Source organism: Herbiconiux sp. 11R-BC (genome assembly GCF_049472555.1).
Taxonomy (GTDB): domain Bacteria; phylum Actinomycetota; class Actinomycetes; order Actinomycetales; family Microbacteriaceae; genus Herbiconiux.
Window position 1 is genome coordinate 321102 of the sequence record NZ_JBCEBO010000002.1, and the last position, 15769, is coordinate 336870.

At 71.5% G+C, this 15769-nt stretch carries 13 protein-coding genes; 6 read left to right on the forward strand and 7 right to left on the reverse strand.

All coding sequences use genetic code 11. The features are described 5' to 3' along the window. Positions 1-112: 112 nt before the first annotated feature. From VD659_RS06575 to VD659_RS06590, 4 genes are all read left to right on the forward strand, one after another. Complete coding sequence (locus VD659_RS06575) at positions 113-997, forward strand: carbohydrate ABC transporter permease (protein WP_423260327.1); 885 nt, start codon at positions 113-115, stop codon at positions 995-997. Between the two features lie 2 nt (positions 998-999). After that, positions 1000-1896: a carbohydrate ABC transporter permease gene (locus VD659_RS06580; protein ID WP_423260328.1), complete on the forward strand. Its 897-nt coding sequence runs from the start codon at positions 1000-1002 to the stop codon at positions 1894-1896. A gap of 4 nt (positions 1897-1900) precedes the next feature. Beyond that, the gene (locus tag VD659_RS06585; protein ID WP_423260329.1) at positions 1901-2860 is read left to right on the forward strand and encodes an aldo/keto reductase; all 960 of its coding nucleotides are present in this window, start codon (positions 1901-1903) and stop codon (positions 2858-2860) included. An 83-nt stretch (positions 2861-2943) separates the two neighbouring features. Next, positions 2944-5967, forward strand: a complete 3024-nt coding sequence (locus VD659_RS06590; RefSeq protein WP_423260330.1) for a glycoside hydrolase family 2 TIM barrel-domain containing protein — start codon at positions 2944-2946, stop codon at positions 5965-5967. Here the strand turns inward: VD659_RS06590 and VD659_RS06595 are convergent. From VD659_RS06595 to VD659_RS06625, 7 genes are read right to left on the reverse strand one after another with little or no spacing between them, the layout of a single operon-like run. Further along, entirely contained in the window at positions 5951-6124 is a 174-nt protein-coding gene (locus VD659_RS06595; RefSeq protein ID WP_423260331.1) for a hypothetical protein, read from the reverse strand. The genes VD659_RS06590 and VD659_RS06595 overlap by 17 nt on opposite strands. 49 nt (positions 6125-6173) lie before the next feature. Beyond that, positions 6174-7199, reverse strand: a complete 1026-nt coding sequence (locus VD659_RS06600; protein ID WP_423260332.1) for a PDDEXK nuclease domain-containing protein — start codon at positions 7197-7199, stop codon at positions 6174-6176. Between the two features lie 39 nt (positions 7200-7238). Continuing rightward, complete coding sequence (locus VD659_RS06605) at positions 7239-8090, reverse strand: NAD-dependent epimerase/dehydratase family protein (protein ID WP_423260333.1); 852 nt, start codon at positions 8088-8090, stop codon at positions 7239-7241. Positions 8091-8120: 30 nt separating this feature from the next. After that, positions 8121-8513, reverse strand: a complete 393-nt coding sequence (locus VD659_RS06610; RefSeq protein WP_423260334.1) for an AraC family ligand binding domain-containing protein — start codon at positions 8511-8513, stop codon at positions 8121-8123. A gap of 14 nt (positions 8514-8527) precedes the next feature. Further along, a complete protein-coding gene (locus VD659_RS06615; RefSeq protein WP_423260335.1) occupies positions 8528-8959 on the reverse strand; it encodes a cupin domain-containing protein in 432 nt (143 codons plus the stop codon). Positions 8960-8992: 33 nt separating this feature from the next. Beyond that, positions 8993-9817, reverse strand: coding sequence for a phosphoenolpyruvate hydrolase family protein (locus VD659_RS06620; RefSeq protein ID WP_423260336.1), 825 nt, complete (start codon positions 9815-9817; stop codon positions 8993-8995). Positions 9818-9819: 2 nt separating this feature from the next. After that, on the reverse strand, positions 9820-11142 hold the full coding sequence (locus tag VD659_RS06625) for a Tm-1-like ATP-binding domain-containing protein (RefSeq protein ID WP_423260337.1): 1323 nt from the start codon (positions 11140-11142) through the stop codon (positions 9820-9822). Positions 11143-11367: 225 nt separating this feature from the next. Here VD659_RS06625 and VD659_RS06630 point away from each other — a divergent pair, with 225 nt between their 5' ends. Together VD659_RS06630 and VD659_RS06635 are read left to right on the forward strand one after the other, a co-directional pair. Then, positions 11368-14076 carry a family 78 glycoside hydrolase catalytic domain gene (locus VD659_RS06630; protein ID WP_423260338.1) on the forward strand — a complete coding sequence of 903 codons (2709 nt, stop codon included), beginning with the start codon at positions 11368-11370 and terminating at the stop codon, positions 14074-14076. 155 nt (positions 14077-14231) lie between these two features. Then, positions 14232-15761: an anthranilate synthase component I family protein gene (locus VD659_RS06635; RefSeq protein WP_423260339.1), complete on the forward strand. Its 1530-nt coding sequence runs from the start codon at positions 14232-14234 to the stop codon at positions 15759-15761. The last annotated feature ends 8 nt before the right edge of the window (positions 15762-15769 follow it).

Below are 15769 nucleotides of genomic sequence, written 5' to 3' on the forward strand. Positions count from 1 at the left end.
GAACCCGGCCGATCCCCGGTGGCGGATCCCGCGCGAGCGGAGGTCCGCCACCGGTGCTTCGGGAAGGCCGAGCCGGAGCGCGTCGATGCGCCCGGCGAAAGGACACAACACCGTGCAAAGAGTTCTCGGAGACAAGAAGGCGATCCTGATCCTGCTGGGTCCGGCGCTCCTGGTCTACACGCTGATCAAGCTCGTCCCCGTGGCCTGGTCGTTCGGCCTGTCGTTCTTCGACGGCAACCCGCTCGGCGGCTTCACCTTCATCGGCTTCGACAACTTCGTGCGGTTCTTCAACGACCCGCAGGCCATCCATGCGCTGGGCTTCACGGTGCTCTACGCGGTGGTCATCACCATCGGGCAGATCCTGCTCGGCTACGCCCTCGCCCTCCTCTACGTGTTCGTTCTGAAGAACGCGTCGAACTTCGTGCGCACGGTCGTGTTCTTCCCGGCCGTCATCCCCACGGTCGCGGTCGGCCTGCTGTTCCGGAGCATGTTCGCCGTCGGCCAGAACGAGGGGCCGGTCAACGCGGCGCTGAACGCCATCGGGCTCGGCTCGGTGGACTGGTTCGCCTCGGGCGCCGGCACCTTCATCGTCGCCATCCTGATGGAGCTGTGGCGCTCGATGGGCTTCTTCGCCGTGCTGCTCTACGCCGGGCTCCTCGACATCCCGGAGGAGACCCTCGAGTCGGCCCGGCTCGACGGCGCAACCGGCCTCAAGCTCGTTCGGCACATCGTCATCCCGCTCTCGCTCCCCGTGCTGCTCTCGTCGGTGATCTTCAGCATCAACAACTCGCTCAAGGTCTTCGACACGATCCTCGCCCTGAACGGCGGCGGCCCGGGCACCGAGACCACGCCACTCACCCTCTACATGTTCAACACGGTCTTCAGCTATTCCGACTACGGCTACGGCAGCACGATCGCCCTGGTGCTCACCATCCTGTGCCTGCTGGTCACCGTCTTCATCTTCCGCTCCGCCCGCCGAGACATCACGAGGAACTAGTCATGGCCATTCAGACCGCTCCCGTCGCGATGGCGACCGCGTCCACCCGCGCACCCCGCCGGCCCTCCCCCCGCCGCGGCATCGTGGGCACGATCAAGTGGGTGCTGATCGGCCTGCTCGTGCTCGTCGAGGTGTACCCGCTGTTCTGGCTGCTCATGGGCTCCTTCAAGACCCAGGACGAGTTCTTCTCGAAGCCCACCTGGGCACTGCCCGAGAGCTTCGACCTCACCAACTACGTGCAGGCCCTCACCACCGGCGATCTCGCCACCAACCTGCGCAACAGCCTGCTGGTGACGGTGCCGTCGCTGTTCCTGATGATCCTGCTCGGCGTCGCCGCCGCCTACGCCCTCGAGGTCATGGTGTGGAAGGGGCGCAACGGCATCCTGCTGGCCTTCGTGGCCGGCATCATGATCCCCGGCCAGATGATCCTCGTGCCCCTGTTCACCGTGTACTTCAAGACCGGCCTCACGAACACCCTCTGGCCGCTCATCATCACCTACACCGTGATGGGGCTGCCGCTCACCGTGTTCATGATGACCGCCTTCTTCCGGGCGATCCCGCGCGAGGTCTTCGAGGCCGCCACGCTCGACGGCTCCAGCATGCTCGGCTCGTTCTTCCGCATCGGTGTGCCGCTGATGCGCAACGCCATCATCACCATCGCCCTGGTGGAGTTCTTCAGCGTCTGGAACGACCTCCTCATCGCCCTGACCTTCACCACCAAGAGCTCGCTGGCCACCGTGCAGGTGGGCCTGCTGAACTTCAGTGGGGAGTACGGCTCCACGGAGTACGGCCCGCTGTTCGCGGCCATCTCGATCAACATCCTCGGCATGCTCGTGCTCTACCTGTTCCTCAACAAGCAGATCATGACGGGTCTCGCCGCGGGCTCGCTCAAGGGCTGAGCGGATGCGCGGCACCGCCCGGCCGGGCCCGGCACCACACGCCGCCGTTGCGAAGAGCTCCATCGTGCTCGGCACCTCCCGGCTCGGCCGGAGTGGGACCGCCGGCCCCGCGGGCCGTGGCGACGACGGCGAGCCGGATGCCGCATCCGTCGACCTGGCCGTGGCCATGCTCACCGCCGGCTACCCGCTGATCGACACCGCCAACGGTTACGCCGGCGGGCGCAGCGAGCGAGCGCTCGGCCTCGCCGTGCGCGAGCTGGGCGGATTGCCCGAGGGCGTCTCGGTCGTGAGCAAGGTCGGCGCCGACCCCGACACCGGCCGGCTCGACGGCGAGCGGGTGCGCCGCGCCTTCGGCGAGTCGCTGGAGCGCCTCGGCGTCGAGCGACTGCCGCTCTACCACCTGCACGATCCGCACCACCTCGGCCCCGTCGTGGCCGCGGCCCCAGGCGGGGCCGTCGACGCCCTCGTCGGCCTCCGCGACGAGGGGCTCGTCGACGCGATCGGCGTGGCCACGGGGCCGCTCGACGAGCTCGGCGACTTCTTCGGTCTCGGGGTGTTCGACGCGATGCTCACCCACAACCGCTTCACGCTCGCCGACCGCTCGGCCGAGCCGCTCATCCGGTCGGCCGGCGAGCAGGGTGCCACGGTGTTCAACGCCGCGCCGTTCGGCGGCGGGCTGCTGGCCGATGCCTCTCCGGCGCGGCGGAGCTACGCCTACCGCCCGGCCAGGCCCGAGGTGCTCGGCCGGGCAGAGGAGCTGCGCCGGCTCTGCGCCGAGGCGGGGGTGCCGCTCGGGGCGCTGGCGCTGCACGCCGCCACCGCGCATCCGTCGATCGACCACGTGGTCGTGGGCGTGTCCAGCCTGCAGCGGCTCGAGGAGCTCGACGCGCTCGTCGCCGTCGAGCTGTCGCCGACGCTGCTCGCTGCCGTCGAAGCCCTGGGGCCGCCGCCGCTCGCGGCCTGACACGGTCGCACCCCTGCCGTCCCCTTCCCCTCTCCTCCTCCCGCCCCACCCGACACGCTCCACCGCAGAACGGAACACAGCCCATGCACTCCTACGTCTCCGACCCGGTTCCCGGACGCGGCCGCCGGGAGCCGCGCGCCGACTTCGTCTCCGACGCCGGGCGCCTGAGCCTGAACGGCGAGTGGGACTTCCGGCTGTCGCCGACCGCAGCCGGCACCGGGCCGGAGTTCGGCGCCGACACTCCGACACCGGCCGGAGACGGCTGGGGCGGCATCCGGGTGCCTGCGCACTGGGTGCTCGAGGGGCACGGCGAGCCGCTCTACACGAACACGGCGTTCCCCTTCCCGCTCGATTCCCCGCGCGTGCCCGACGAGAACCCCACGGGCGACTACCGGCGCACCTTCGACCTGCCGGCCGGCTGGCGTTCCGCCGGCAGCGTGCTGCGCTTCCAGGGCGTCGACTCGTGCGGGGCGGTGTGGCTGAACGGCGTGGAGCTCGGGCACTCGAAGGGCAGCCGGCTGCCGTTCGAGTTCGCCGTGGGATCCCTGCTGCGCGAGCGCGGCAACGTCCTCGCGGTACGGGTGAACCGGTGGTCGTCGGGGTCGTATCTCGAAGACCAGGACATGTGGTGGCTGCCCGGCATCTTCCGCGACGTCGAACTGCTCGAGCGGCCGGCGGGCGCGATCGACGACTTCTTCGTGCACGCGGGCTACGACCACCGCGACGGCTCGGGGATGCTCCGGGTCGATTCGGATGCGCCGGGCCTGGTCGAGCTGCCCGAGCTGGGCATCGCGGTGCCCACCGGAACGACGGTGCGGCTCGCGGCGGTCGAGCCGTGGAGCGCCGAGTCGCCGCGCCTGTATCGCGGCACCCTCAGCACGCCCGGGGTCGACGGGGCGCCCGGCGAGCGCATCCCGCTCGCCGTGGGGTTCCGCACGGTGTCGATCGAGGACGGGAGGTTGCTCGTGAACGGGTCGCCGGTGCTCTTCCGCGGGGTGAACCGCCACGAGCACGACCCCGACCGGGGCCGTTCGCTCGACCTCGAGACCATGCGGCGCGACATCGTGATGATGAAGCAGCACAACATCAACGCGGTGCGCACGAGCCACTACCCGCCGCATCCGGATTTCCTGCGGCTCTGCGACGAGTACGGGCTGTGGGTGGTGGAGGAAAGCGACATCGAGACGCACGGCTTCATCTATGCGGGGTGGGAGGGCAACCCGCCCGCCGAGCCGGTGTGGCGCGACGCGCTGCTGGACCGCATCCGGCGCATGGTGGAGCGCGACAAGAACCACCCGAGCATCGTGGTGTGGTCGATGGCGAACGAGAGCATGACGGGGGAGGCGTTCGGCGAGATGGAGGCGTGGATCCGGGCGCGCGACGCGAGCCGGCCCCTCCACTACGAGCGCGATCCGTCGTACCGGAACTCGGACTTCTACAGCCTGATGTACCCGTCGCAGGACGACCTCGCCGCCATCGGACGGCGCGAGGAGCCGACACCGGAGGGCGTGACGCCGGGGTCGGCCGACGACGAGCGGAGGCGCGGGCTGCCGTTCCTGCTCTGCGAGTACGGGCACGCCATGGGCAACGGGCCGGGGTCGCTGGTGGACTACCAGGCGATCCTCGAGAGTTCGGAACGGTTCTGCGGGGCCTTCGTGTGGGAGTGGATCGACCACGGGTTCCGGCGCACGCTGCCCGACGGCGTCTCCGCCTTCGTGCACGGCGGCGACATCGACTTCCTGCCGAACGGCGGGAGCTACTGCATCGACGGACTGGTGTTCCCCGACCGCACCCCGTCTCCGGGGCTCGTGGAGTACAAGAAGGCGATCGAGCCGGTGTCGCTGGCGATCGACGTGGCAGCGGGCACCCTGCTCGTGCGCAACAAGCAGGACTTCGTGGGGCTCTCGGCGTTCGGTTTCGCGTGGCTGCTCGAGCGCGACGGGGTGCCGGTGTCGTCGGGGGTCGTGACGGTTCCCGGATGCGCAGCGCGGGCGAGCGTGTCGGTCGCGTTCCCGGCAGGGCTGGCTTCGGCGATCGCCTCCTCGGTGGCCGCGGATGGGGCTTCGGCGGCAGACGGGGGCGACCGCGAGCTGTGGATCACGGTCAGCGCAAGCCTCGTCGCCGAGGCCGCCTGGGCACCCGCGGGGCACGAGGTCGCGTGGGCGCAGGCTCGCGTCGGCGGTGAGGTGGCGCGGGAGTGGGCGCTCTCGGGAGCCGAGGTGCCGGCATCCGGAACCGACGCCCCGGCGCAGGTGCTCGAGCGCTCGGTCGCGCTCGGCGCGGCCCGGTTCGACGGCGCCAGCGGGGAGCTCGTCGGACTCGGGGAGCTCGAGCTCGCCGGCCCGCGGCTCGACCTCTGGCGCGCCCCCACCGAGAACGACAAGGGGCAAGGCGAGCTCAACAATCTCGCCACGGTGTGGCGCAAGCTCGGTCTCGACCGCATCCTGCACCGCACCGACGAGGTGACGCTCGATGAGACGGCCGCGGGTCGGCGGCTCGTGGTGCGCGGGCGTTCCGGGCCGGCGGGGCTCACGCTCGGCTACCGCACGACGTTCGTGTGGGAGGCGGCCGGGACCGACGGTGTGGCACTCACGGCGTTCCTCGAGCCGGTGGGTCACTGGACGAAGACCCCCGTCGGCGACTTCAACGCCACCCCGCCGCGGCTGGGGCTGCGGCTGGGCCTGCCGGGCGGTTTCCACGACGCCGAGTGGTTCGGCCCCGGCCCGGGAGAGGCCTACGCCGACAGCCGGGCGGCGGCGCGCGTGGGGCGGCACCGCGCCTCCGTCGACGCCCTGCAGACCCCCTACGTGGTTCCGCAGGAGAACGGCAACCGGCCGGATGCGCGCTGGCTCGAGCTCTCGGGCGCCGGCCTCCCGACCCTGCGGGTCGAGGGCGCGCCGCTCTTCGAGTTCACCGCGCGTCGCTGGACCAGCGAGTCCCTCGACGCCGCCGCGCACCCCCACCACCTCGTCGACAGCGGCCGCGTCTGGCTCAACCTCGACCACGCCCAGCAGGGCCTCGGCAGCGCCTCCTGCGGCCCCGCCCTCCCCGAGCGCTACCGCATCCCCCTCACCGCCACCACCTTCGCCCTCACCCTCCGCGCCTGACGCCGGGGCGTACCGTAACGTCGACCTCGCGCTCGTCGACGCGAAGCCAGGTTGCGATCACGTCGCGGGCCTCGATGCGCACCCCACTGAGGGTGCGCGCCTGCCCGCTGGTGTCGAGCTCGGGTACGCGGAAGTACCACCACCCCCCGTCTCGCATGGCGTGCACCTCATAACTCGCCACCCGACCGTGAACGCCGTCCACATCGCTACTTCGTCTGCCACTCGAGCGCGGCCGTCAGCTGGTCGGCGGTGGGAAGGCCGGCCTTCTCCTCGGCAGGGAGCGACTCGTAGGTGTAGGTCGAGACGGCGAGCGGCGAACGCGTTCCACCGAGTGAGTAGCGAACGGTGTGCTCGTTGCCGCTGCCGCAGATCAGGATGCCGACCGTGGGGGCGTGGTATTCCCGGCGCAGGCGGTCATCGACCAGGGCGACGTAGAACCCGAGTTGGCCGGCGTGACCGGGCTCGAACTTGCCGGTCTTGAGTTCGATGACGACGTAGCGGAGCTGCTCGACGTGGAAGAAGAGGAGGTCGAGGTAGAAGTCGTCTCCGTCGACGTCGAAATGCACTTGACGGCCGACGAAGGCGAACCCGGCGCCGAGCTCGCGCAGCGTCTCCGCCATACGGTCGATGAGGGCTTGCTCGAGCTCCTTCTCCGCCACCTCTGTCGTCAGGTCGAGGAAGTCGAATACGTAAGGATCCTTCGCCAGCTGGCGAGCGAGGTCCGAATCGGCAGGCGCGAGCTCACCGTCGAAGTTACTCACGGCGCTCCCGGTGCGCTCAAGCGTGCGGTTCATGATCTGATTCGCGAGAACAGACCGCGACCAGCCATTCTCGACGGAGCGCTGCGCATACCAATCACGCGCCACGCGATCGTCGAGCCGGTCCAACAGCACCATGATGTGCCCCCACGGCAATTGGCCAGCAGCTTGCTGGCCAATTGGCTCAGATTCGGGCCAGGCCTGCGCAAAGGCGCGCATGTACTTCAAGTTCGAGCGCGAGAAACCCCTCATGTCGGGAAACTCAGACCGGAGGTCGTCTGCAACCCGGTTGAGCACACCCGTGCCCCAACTGCCGACCGTCTGCCGTACGTCAAGGGTGTGCCCGATCGCCCAATAGAGCTCGATGAGCTCGGTGTTGACACGACGCTGTGCTTGCATCTGCGCTGCACGTACTCGGCTTTTCAGGGCCTCAAGAACGAGCTTGTAGTCGTCTGGCATACTCAGCAGGATCATGAAGCCGAGGATAGCTCACACTGACGACGCCGGTGACGGTCAGGGGGCGGAGTACTCCGCCCGCCAGAGGTGCTCGGGCTCGAAACCGAGGCGGGTGCGGGCCTTGTCGATCGACAGGAGGGTCTCGAACTCCCCGAGCTCGGGCTTCACGATCGGCACGCCCGGGAAGGCGCCGGCGGCCAGCGAGCGCGAGGGCACGGTGAGCCCGGTGTCGGAGGCCGCCACGTTGTAGATCTCGAACCCCGGCGAGGCCGCCGCGAGCGCGAGCGACACGGCGAGCGCCCCGTCGCGGGCGTCGATGTAGCTCCAGAGCAGGTCACGACGGTAGGAGGGGTCGCCGGCGCGGGCGAAGGTGCCGTACTCGTCGGGGCCCACCACGTTGGTGAAGCGCAGTGCCGTGATGCTGAAGCCCTCGGCCCAGCCGACGAGCTGCGCCGCGATGGCCTCCTCGGCCACCTTGCCGAGGCCGTAGGTGTTGTTCGCGGCCACGACCGTCTCGTCGACCGGGAGGAACGGCGGCGGCGTCTCGAAAGGGAAACCCATCGCCGTGATGCTCGAGGCGTAGACGACGGTGGGGATGCCGGCCCGCAGGGCCGCGTGCAGCACGTTGAAGGTGACCGTGACGTTCGTGTGGAACGTCGTCGCATCCGGCACCAGCCCGTTCACCGGGATGGCGGCCAGGTGCACCACGGCGTCGAACCCGGTGGCCCGGGCGGTCACGCCGAGCAGCGCGTCGAGCGTCTGCCCGTAGTCGGCGAAGTCGACCCGGGTGAACCCCGGGCCCGGCGCGCCCACCAGGTCGAGCCCGAGCACCTCGTGCCCCTCGGCGCGCAGGCGCTCCACCGTGGCCCGGCCGAGCTTTCCCGAGCTTCCTGTCACCGCGATGCGCATGGCCTCATCCTCTCAGTTCACGGTCCCGGCTCAGCGGGCCGGGAAGTCTGCCGGCAGCGGCCGCGCGGGCACCGCGTGCCCCGCCGCATCCTGCTCCGAGGCGTGCAGGTGGCCGGTGCGCCCGCCGGCCGGATGCCCGGTCTCGGTAAAGAAGCCGGTGATGCTCTCGTAGACCTCGACGACGTCGTGCGTGTCTCCGGCCTGCGTCACCACGATGTCCCCCGCCTGCACGTAGCGCTCGGCTCCGTCGGTGAGGATCTTCGCCTTGCCGGCGGAGATGAACCAGATCTCGTGGTCGTCGTGGTGGTGGCGGTCGAAACGGCCGCCCTCGACGGGCACCGCGAAGCGCCCCACGGTGCCGATCTCGCACCACTCGGGGCGATTGTCGGGGTTGAGCCAGGTTCCGGGTTCGTAGACGGGCATCCGCGCGCCCGCGCCTACGCCTGCGCCCAGAGCGGGGCGGTGCCCGGCTCGAGGATGCGCGCATCCGGCAGTCCGTCGAGCCCGGTCTCGCCGCCGCCCGGCGTGTAGACCACCACGAGCCGCAGCGGCCGCCAGGTGGTGTTGTAGGTCGAGTGCACGGTGTCCTTCGGGATGTGCAGCGCGTCGCCCTCGCGGATGGGGAAGGCGGGGCCGTCGCCGACGGTCTGCTCGCCCTCGCCGGAGACCACGTAGATGACCTCCTCCTCGCCGGGGTGCGTGTGCGGGTCGTGCCCCTTGCCCGGGTAGATGATGACCTCGCCGGTGGTGAGCCCGACGCCCTCGTCGAGGTGCGGCGTGACGAGCCACTTGATGGTGCCCCAGTCGAAGGTGCGGGTGGGCACCTCGTCGGGGCGTCGGCCGTTCTGCGCGGTCTTGATGTCGGTCATGGGATGCTCCTTCGCGATCGGGGGGGGGGGTGGTTACGAGAACGAAATCGACTTGAAGTCGACCAGCTGCTGGGTGATGGCGCGTTCGGTGGGCAGGCGCTCCACCGAGGAGGCCCCGAAGAAGCCGACCACACCGGTGGTGTGCGACAGGATGTAGGCGGCGTCGGCCGGCTCGGCGATGGGGCCGCCGTGGCAGAGCACGATGACGTCGGGGTTCACCGCGACCGCGGCATCCCGCATCTCCTGCACACGGTGGGCCGACTCCTCGAGCGTCAGCGCGGTCTGGGCGCCGATCGTGCCCGCGGTGGTGAGACCCATGTGCGGCACCAGGATGTCGGCGCCCGCCTCGGTCATGGCCACGGCCTGCTCGACGTCGAAGACGTAGGGCGAGGTGAGCAGCTCGCGCTCACGGGCGAGCCGGATCAGGTCGATCTCGAGCTCGTAGCTCATGCCCGTCTCTTCGAGGTTCTGCCGGAAGACGCCGTCGATGAGCCCGACGGTCGGAAAGTTCTGCACCCCCGCGAAGCCCATGGCCTTCAGCTCGTCGAGGAACCTCTCCATCACCCGGAACGGGTCGGTGCCGTTCACGCCCGCGAGCACCGGGGTGTCGCGCACGATGGGCAGCACCTCGCGGCTCATCTCGACCACCACCTGGTTGGCGTCGCCGTAGGCGAGGAGCCCGCTGAGCGAGCCGCGCCCGGCCATGCGGTAGCGGCCCGAGTTGTAGATGATGATGAGGTCGACCCCGCCGGCCTCGGCCGCCTTGGCCGAGATGCCGGTTCCGGCGCCCGCGCCGATGACGGGGCGGCCGGAGGCGACGGTCGAGCGGAGACGTTCGAGGGCGGTGGTGCGGTCCATGATCAGAGTCCCTTCGTGGCGGCGGTCGCGGTCTCGACGAGGCCGGCACCGGATGCGCGCCCGGCGATCAGCGCGTGCAGTTCGTCGGCGGCGCGACGGGCGAACTCCTCGTCGTTGATGTGCAGCTCGGAGTCGATCACCGCCACGGCACTCCCGTCGACCGCGCCGAGCACGGCGTCGAACAGCGCCTGGTCTGCGACCGGGTCGGCGAACAGCTGCCCCTCGGCGTCGAGAGCCGAGACACCCGCCCGAGGCACCATCAGCACGGTCGGCGCCGCGGCGGCGGCGAGCTTCGCGCCCACCCGCGCACCGAGCTCGGCGTTCTCGGCTGCGGTCGTGCGCATCAGCGTGACCGTCGGGTTGTGCACGAAGAACAGCCGCCCGGCGTGCTCGGCCGGCACGGTCGCCTCGGGCCCGAAGTTCACCATGTCGAGCGCGCCGAGGCTCACCACCTGCGGAACACCGGATGCGCCGGCCGCGGTGAGGCGGTCGGGCCCGGCCGACAGCACCCCGCCCACGAGGTCGTCGGCGAGCTCGGTGGTGGTGAGGTCCAGCACGCCCGCGAGCATGCCGGAGCGGGCGAGGGCCTCGAGCGCCTGGCCGCCGGAACCCGTGGCGTGGAAGACGAGCACCTCGTAGCCGAGCTCGTCGAGCCGGGAGCGGGCCGCATCCACCGCCGGGGTGGTGACGCCGAACATCGAGGCGCCGATGAGCGGGCGGTCGCCGGCGGCGGCGCCGGATGACGCGCCGGCGGCATCCGCCGCCGCGTCGGCGCGCGCACGGTAGGCGTCGGCCATCGCGGCGAGGCCGGCGGCGGCGTTGCCGAGCACAGCACGGGAGATCTGGTTGATGCCCGAGATGTCGACCACGCTGTACATGAGCGTCACGTCGCTCGCGCCCACGTAGGGCGAGACGTCACCCGAGGCCATCGTCGACACGAGGAGCTTCGGCAACCCGACGGGCAGCTCGCGAACGGCCCGGGCGGCGATCGAGGATCCGCCGCTTCCGCCGAGGGCGAGCACGCCGTCGAGGCGGCCGGCGGCGTGCAGAGCGGCGGTGAGCACCGCCGCTCCCTCTCCCATGGCAGTCACGGCGGCTCCGCGGTCGCCGGCGGCCAGCAGCGCCTCGACCGTGGTGCCGGCGGCCGCCGCGGTGGCGCGCTGATCGAATTCGACCGGGCCCGAGAAGCCGGCCGGCGGGCGGATGCCGGCGTCGATGACCACGACCTCCGCCCCGCGTTCGGTGAGACGGTCGGCGATCCACTGGTATTCCGCGCCCTTGGTGTCGAGGGTTCCCACCAGGGCCACCCGCGTGGTGCGAGGCATTCGTTCTCCTTCTCGTCGCGGCACTGCGATGCCCGGAAACGGCCGCGGCGACGCGGTCGCGCCGCGTGCTCCACGACGGCGTGTCAGCGAGCTGCGGCAGGAACATCCTTGTTGACATTTTGAAACGTGTCAACCGCGGCAATACTGGGTACGCTAGCATCCGATTGAAACGTGTCATAGCGTTTTCGAGAGCCACGCCAGACCGCGAAAGGATCGAACAGACCAATGACGGTCACACCACACGCGCCCACCATCGAGCACCACAGGCAGCCCCTCGGCATCGGCGAGTCACGCCCGCGCCTCTCCTGGAAGACCACAGCGCCCGCTGGCTGGCGCCAGCGCTCGTACGAGGTCGAGGTGGTGCGCACGACGGGCCGGGCGACGGCGTTCGTCGATTCGGGCGAGTCGGTGCTCGTGGAGTGGCCCTTTCTCGCGCTGGTCTCCCGCGAGGCCGCGACCGTGCGCATCCGCGTGGCCGGCGACGACGGTGCCGTCTCGGCGTGGAGCGATCCCACGACCCTCGAGGCGGGCTTGCTCGAGCCCACCGACTGGGTGGCGCAGCCCGTGGGGGGCGCCTGGCCGGAAGAGGCCGAGTCGGACACCCGGCGGCCGCCGCTCGTGCGCACCGGCTTCGAGACCCCGGATGTCCCGCTCAGCGCCCGCCTCTACGTGACGGCCCACGGGGTGTACGAGGTGGAGATCAACGGCACCCGGGTGGGCGCCGAGGCGATGGCCCCGGGCTGGACCGTCTACGGCTCGCGCTTGAAGTACCACAGCTACGACGTCACCCACCTCGTGGGCGCCGGAGCGAACGCCATCGGCTCCTGGCTCGGCGACGGCTGGTACCGCGGGCGTCTGGGCTGGTACGGCGGCTTCCACAACCTCTTCGGCAGCGACATCGGCCTCATCGCCCAGCTCGAGCTGCGCTACGCCGACGGCTCGGTGCAGACGGTGGCGACGGATGCGAGCTGGCGCGCCGCGTTCGGCCCGATCGTGTCGAGCGGCAACTACGACGGCGAGGTCTACGACGCCCGCGACGAGCAGGCCGGCTGGTCGTCGCCCGGCTTCGACGACAGCCGCTGGACGCCGGTGAAGGTCGGCGTTCGCGACCCGGCCACCCTCGTCGCCCCCGTGGGGCCGCCCGTGCGCTGCACCGAGGAGATCGCACCGGTTCGCGTACTCACCACGCCGAGCGGCAAGGCGGTGCTCGATTTCGGGCAGAACCTCGTGGGGCGCATCCGGTTCCGGGTCGCCGGCTTCTCGGGCGACACGGTCACGATCTCCACCGCCGAGGTGATGCAGGACGGCGAGCTCTACACCCGCCCGCTGCGCACGGCGAAGTCGACGGATGTCTACACGCTGGCCGGCCGCGAGGTCGAGGAATGGGAGCCGCGCTTCACCATCCACGGCTTCCAGTACGCCCAGGTCGACGGCTGGCCCGGCGACCTCGAAGCGGCCGTCGCGCGCGGCGACGTCGTGGCACGGGTGTACCACACAGACATGGAGCGCACCGGATGGTTCTCCTCCTCCGATCCCCTCGTCGACCAGCTGCACGCCAACGTGGTGTGGGGCATGCGGGGCAACTTCCTCGACATCCCCACCGACTGCCCGCAGCGCGACGAGCGCGTGGGCTGGACGGGCGACATCCAGGTGTTCGCGCCGACCGCATCCTTCCTCTACGACTGCTCGGGCATGCTCGACTCGTGGCTGCGCGACGTGGCCATCGAGCAGCTGCCCGACGGCACGGTGCCCTGGTACGTGCCCGTCATCCCGGCGCACCGGATGTGGACGCCCATCCAGCCCGGCGCCGTGTGGGGCGACGCGGCGGTGCTCACGCCCTGGGTGCTCTACGAGCGCTTCGGCGACGCCGGCATCCTCGAGCGGCAGTACGAGAGCGCGCGGCGCTGGGTCGACCTCGTCGACCGCCTGGCCGGCGACGACCACCTCTGGAACGAGGGCTTCCAGCTCGGCGACTGGCTCGACCCGGCCGCTCCGCCGCAGGACCCGGCCGACGCGAAGACCGACCGCTACCTCGTGGCCACGGCGTACTTCGCCTGGTCTGCAGAACATCTGGCGCGCACCGCCGCCGTGCTCGGCCGCGAGGGCGACGCGGTGCACTACGGCGAGCTCGCGCGCGCGGTGAAGGCCGCCTTCGTGCGGGAGTACCTCGTGCCCGACGGGAGCGGGCGGCTCACGAGCGACGCCCAGACCGCCTACGCCCTCGCCATCCGCTTCGAGCTGCTGCCGGAGGCGGAGCGTTCCCTCGCCGGGGCCCGCCTCGCCGAGCTCGTGACCGAGGCGCAGAACCGCATCGCCACGGGCTTCGCCGGCACGCCCGTGGTGTCGGATGCGCTCACGCTCACCGGCCACGACGACAAGGCCTACGAGCTGCTGCTCGAGGAGGAGTGCCCCTCGTGGCTCTACCAGGTGAAGCAGGGGGCGACCACGGTGTGGGAGCGCTGGGACAGCATGCTCCCCGACGGCACCGTGAACCCGGGGACGATGACCTCCTTCAACCACTACGCGCTGGGCGCGGTCGCCGACTGGCTGCACCGCGTGGTGGCCGGGCTCGCCCCCGCCGCCCCCGGTTACCGGCGCGTTGAGTTCGCGCCCCGCCCGGGGGGCGGGCTCACGAGCGCCGCCGCCCGGCACGAGTCGCCCTACGGCCCGGTGTCGATCTCGTGGACGCTGGCCGACGGCGCGTTCGAGGCCGTGGTGTCGCTGCCCACGGGCACCACGGGCACGGTGCTGCTGCCGGGCTGGGACGCGCCCGTGGAGGTCGGGGCGGGAACCCACTCGTTCCGCTCGGAGGCGCCGGCCGAGTCGGTCGGCGCCGCGGGTGCCGGCGGCGCCGCGGGTGCCGGCGGCGCCGCCGGTTCGGAGGAGACCCGGCCTCGCGCCGTGCGCGCGGAGGGCGAGGCAGCACGAGCCTGACCACGATCTCGGTGGCGGCGATGAGCGCGAGCCCCGGATGGTCGGGTGCGCCCTCCCGCGCCTGCTCCCTCTCGCGGGGACCACGTCCTCCGCATCCGCCCGCCGGCTGACGCCGGTGGCAGACTGCAGGGAGCACACCGAGAGAGGACGGCACCGTGGCCACCACCGCGCTCACCCGGCTCCCCGACGATCTCGAGCGCCTCGCCGCGGCCCCGCTCGAGACGCGCATGCTCGAGATCTGGGTCGACCCCGAGCTCGCCTTCCTCCACTTCGCCGCGAGCGCCGAGTACGCCTACTGGCTCGACGCCGGCCCCGACGCCACCGCGGGCTGGTCGTTCCTCGCGGTGCTCGACGGCTGCGCGGATGCCTACACGCTGTTCGGCGATCCCGACCTCGGTTCGGCGACGCTGCAGCATCCGTCCTCCGGCCGCGCCGCCTTCGTGGGCGAGTCGGTGCTGCCGACGCTCGGCCGCACGAGTCTGCGCGGCCGGCGCGAACCCCTCCCCGACGGCGTCGCACTCGGCTGGGCCGGCTGGCTCGGCTACGAGAGCGGCGCCCGCGCGCTCGGCGTGCCGCACGCGAGCGTGGGCGTGCCCGACACGGTGCTGCTGTTCGCTCCGCGGCAGATCGCCTTCGATCATGCGGCCCGGCGCATCCGGATCTCCTGGCTGCGCAGCGCGGGCGAGAAGGAAGCGGGCGGGCGCGACGCCGCCGGCCCCGGCCCCGGCCCCGAGGCCGCGGAGAACGCGGAGGCGCGCTGGCTGCGAGAGACCGTCGACGCCCTCCACGCGCTCGCCGGCCGCGAAGCCGCGGACCCGCCGCCCGCCCCCGAGCTCGGGCCGGTGAGCGCCCGGCATCCGGCCGCGGACTACCATCGCCTGATCGAGCGCTGTCAGGAGCGCATCACCGCGGGCGACGCCTACCAGCTGTGCCTCACCAACCGCTTCGAGACCACGACGGAGGAATCGCCCGTCACGGTCTACCGCCGGCTGCGGCGAGCGAACCCGTCGGGCCACGGCGGCCTCGTGGTGGCCGGGGAGCGCGCGCTGCTGAGCTCGAGCCCCGAGGTGTTCCTCGACGTGACCGCGCAGGGCGAGGTGACCACCCGGCCCATCAAGGGCACGCGGCCCCGCGGGCGCGACCGCGCCGACGACGACCGCCTGCGCGCGGAGTTGCGCGGCGACGAGAAGGAGCTCGCCGAGAACCTGATGATCGTCGACCTCATGCGCAACGACCTCGGGGCGGTGTGCAAGCTGGGCTCGGTGGCGGTGACCTCGCTGTTCGCGGTGGAGGCGCATCCGAACGTCTTCCAGCTCGTGAGCACGGTGGTCGGCCGGTTGCGGCGCGAGTGCGGCACCGGCGAGCTGCTGCGGAGCGCCTTCCCGGCGGGCTCGATGACCGGGGCGCCGAAGGAGTCGGCCATGCGCATCCTGCACGGGCTCGAAGCGGGGCCGCGGGGCGCTTACGCCGGGGCCTTCGGCGTTCTCGCGATCGACGGATCGCTGCAGCTGGCGATGACCATCCGCACCATCGTGCTCGACGGCCCGCGGGTGAGCATCGGCTCGGGCGGAGGCATCACGGCGCTCTCCCGACCCGAACTCGAGATCGACGAGACCCACACGAAGATCGCCCCGCTGCTGCGGGCGCTGGGGGCGCGGCTGGAGGGCACTACCCGGGCATGGTGACGGACGGG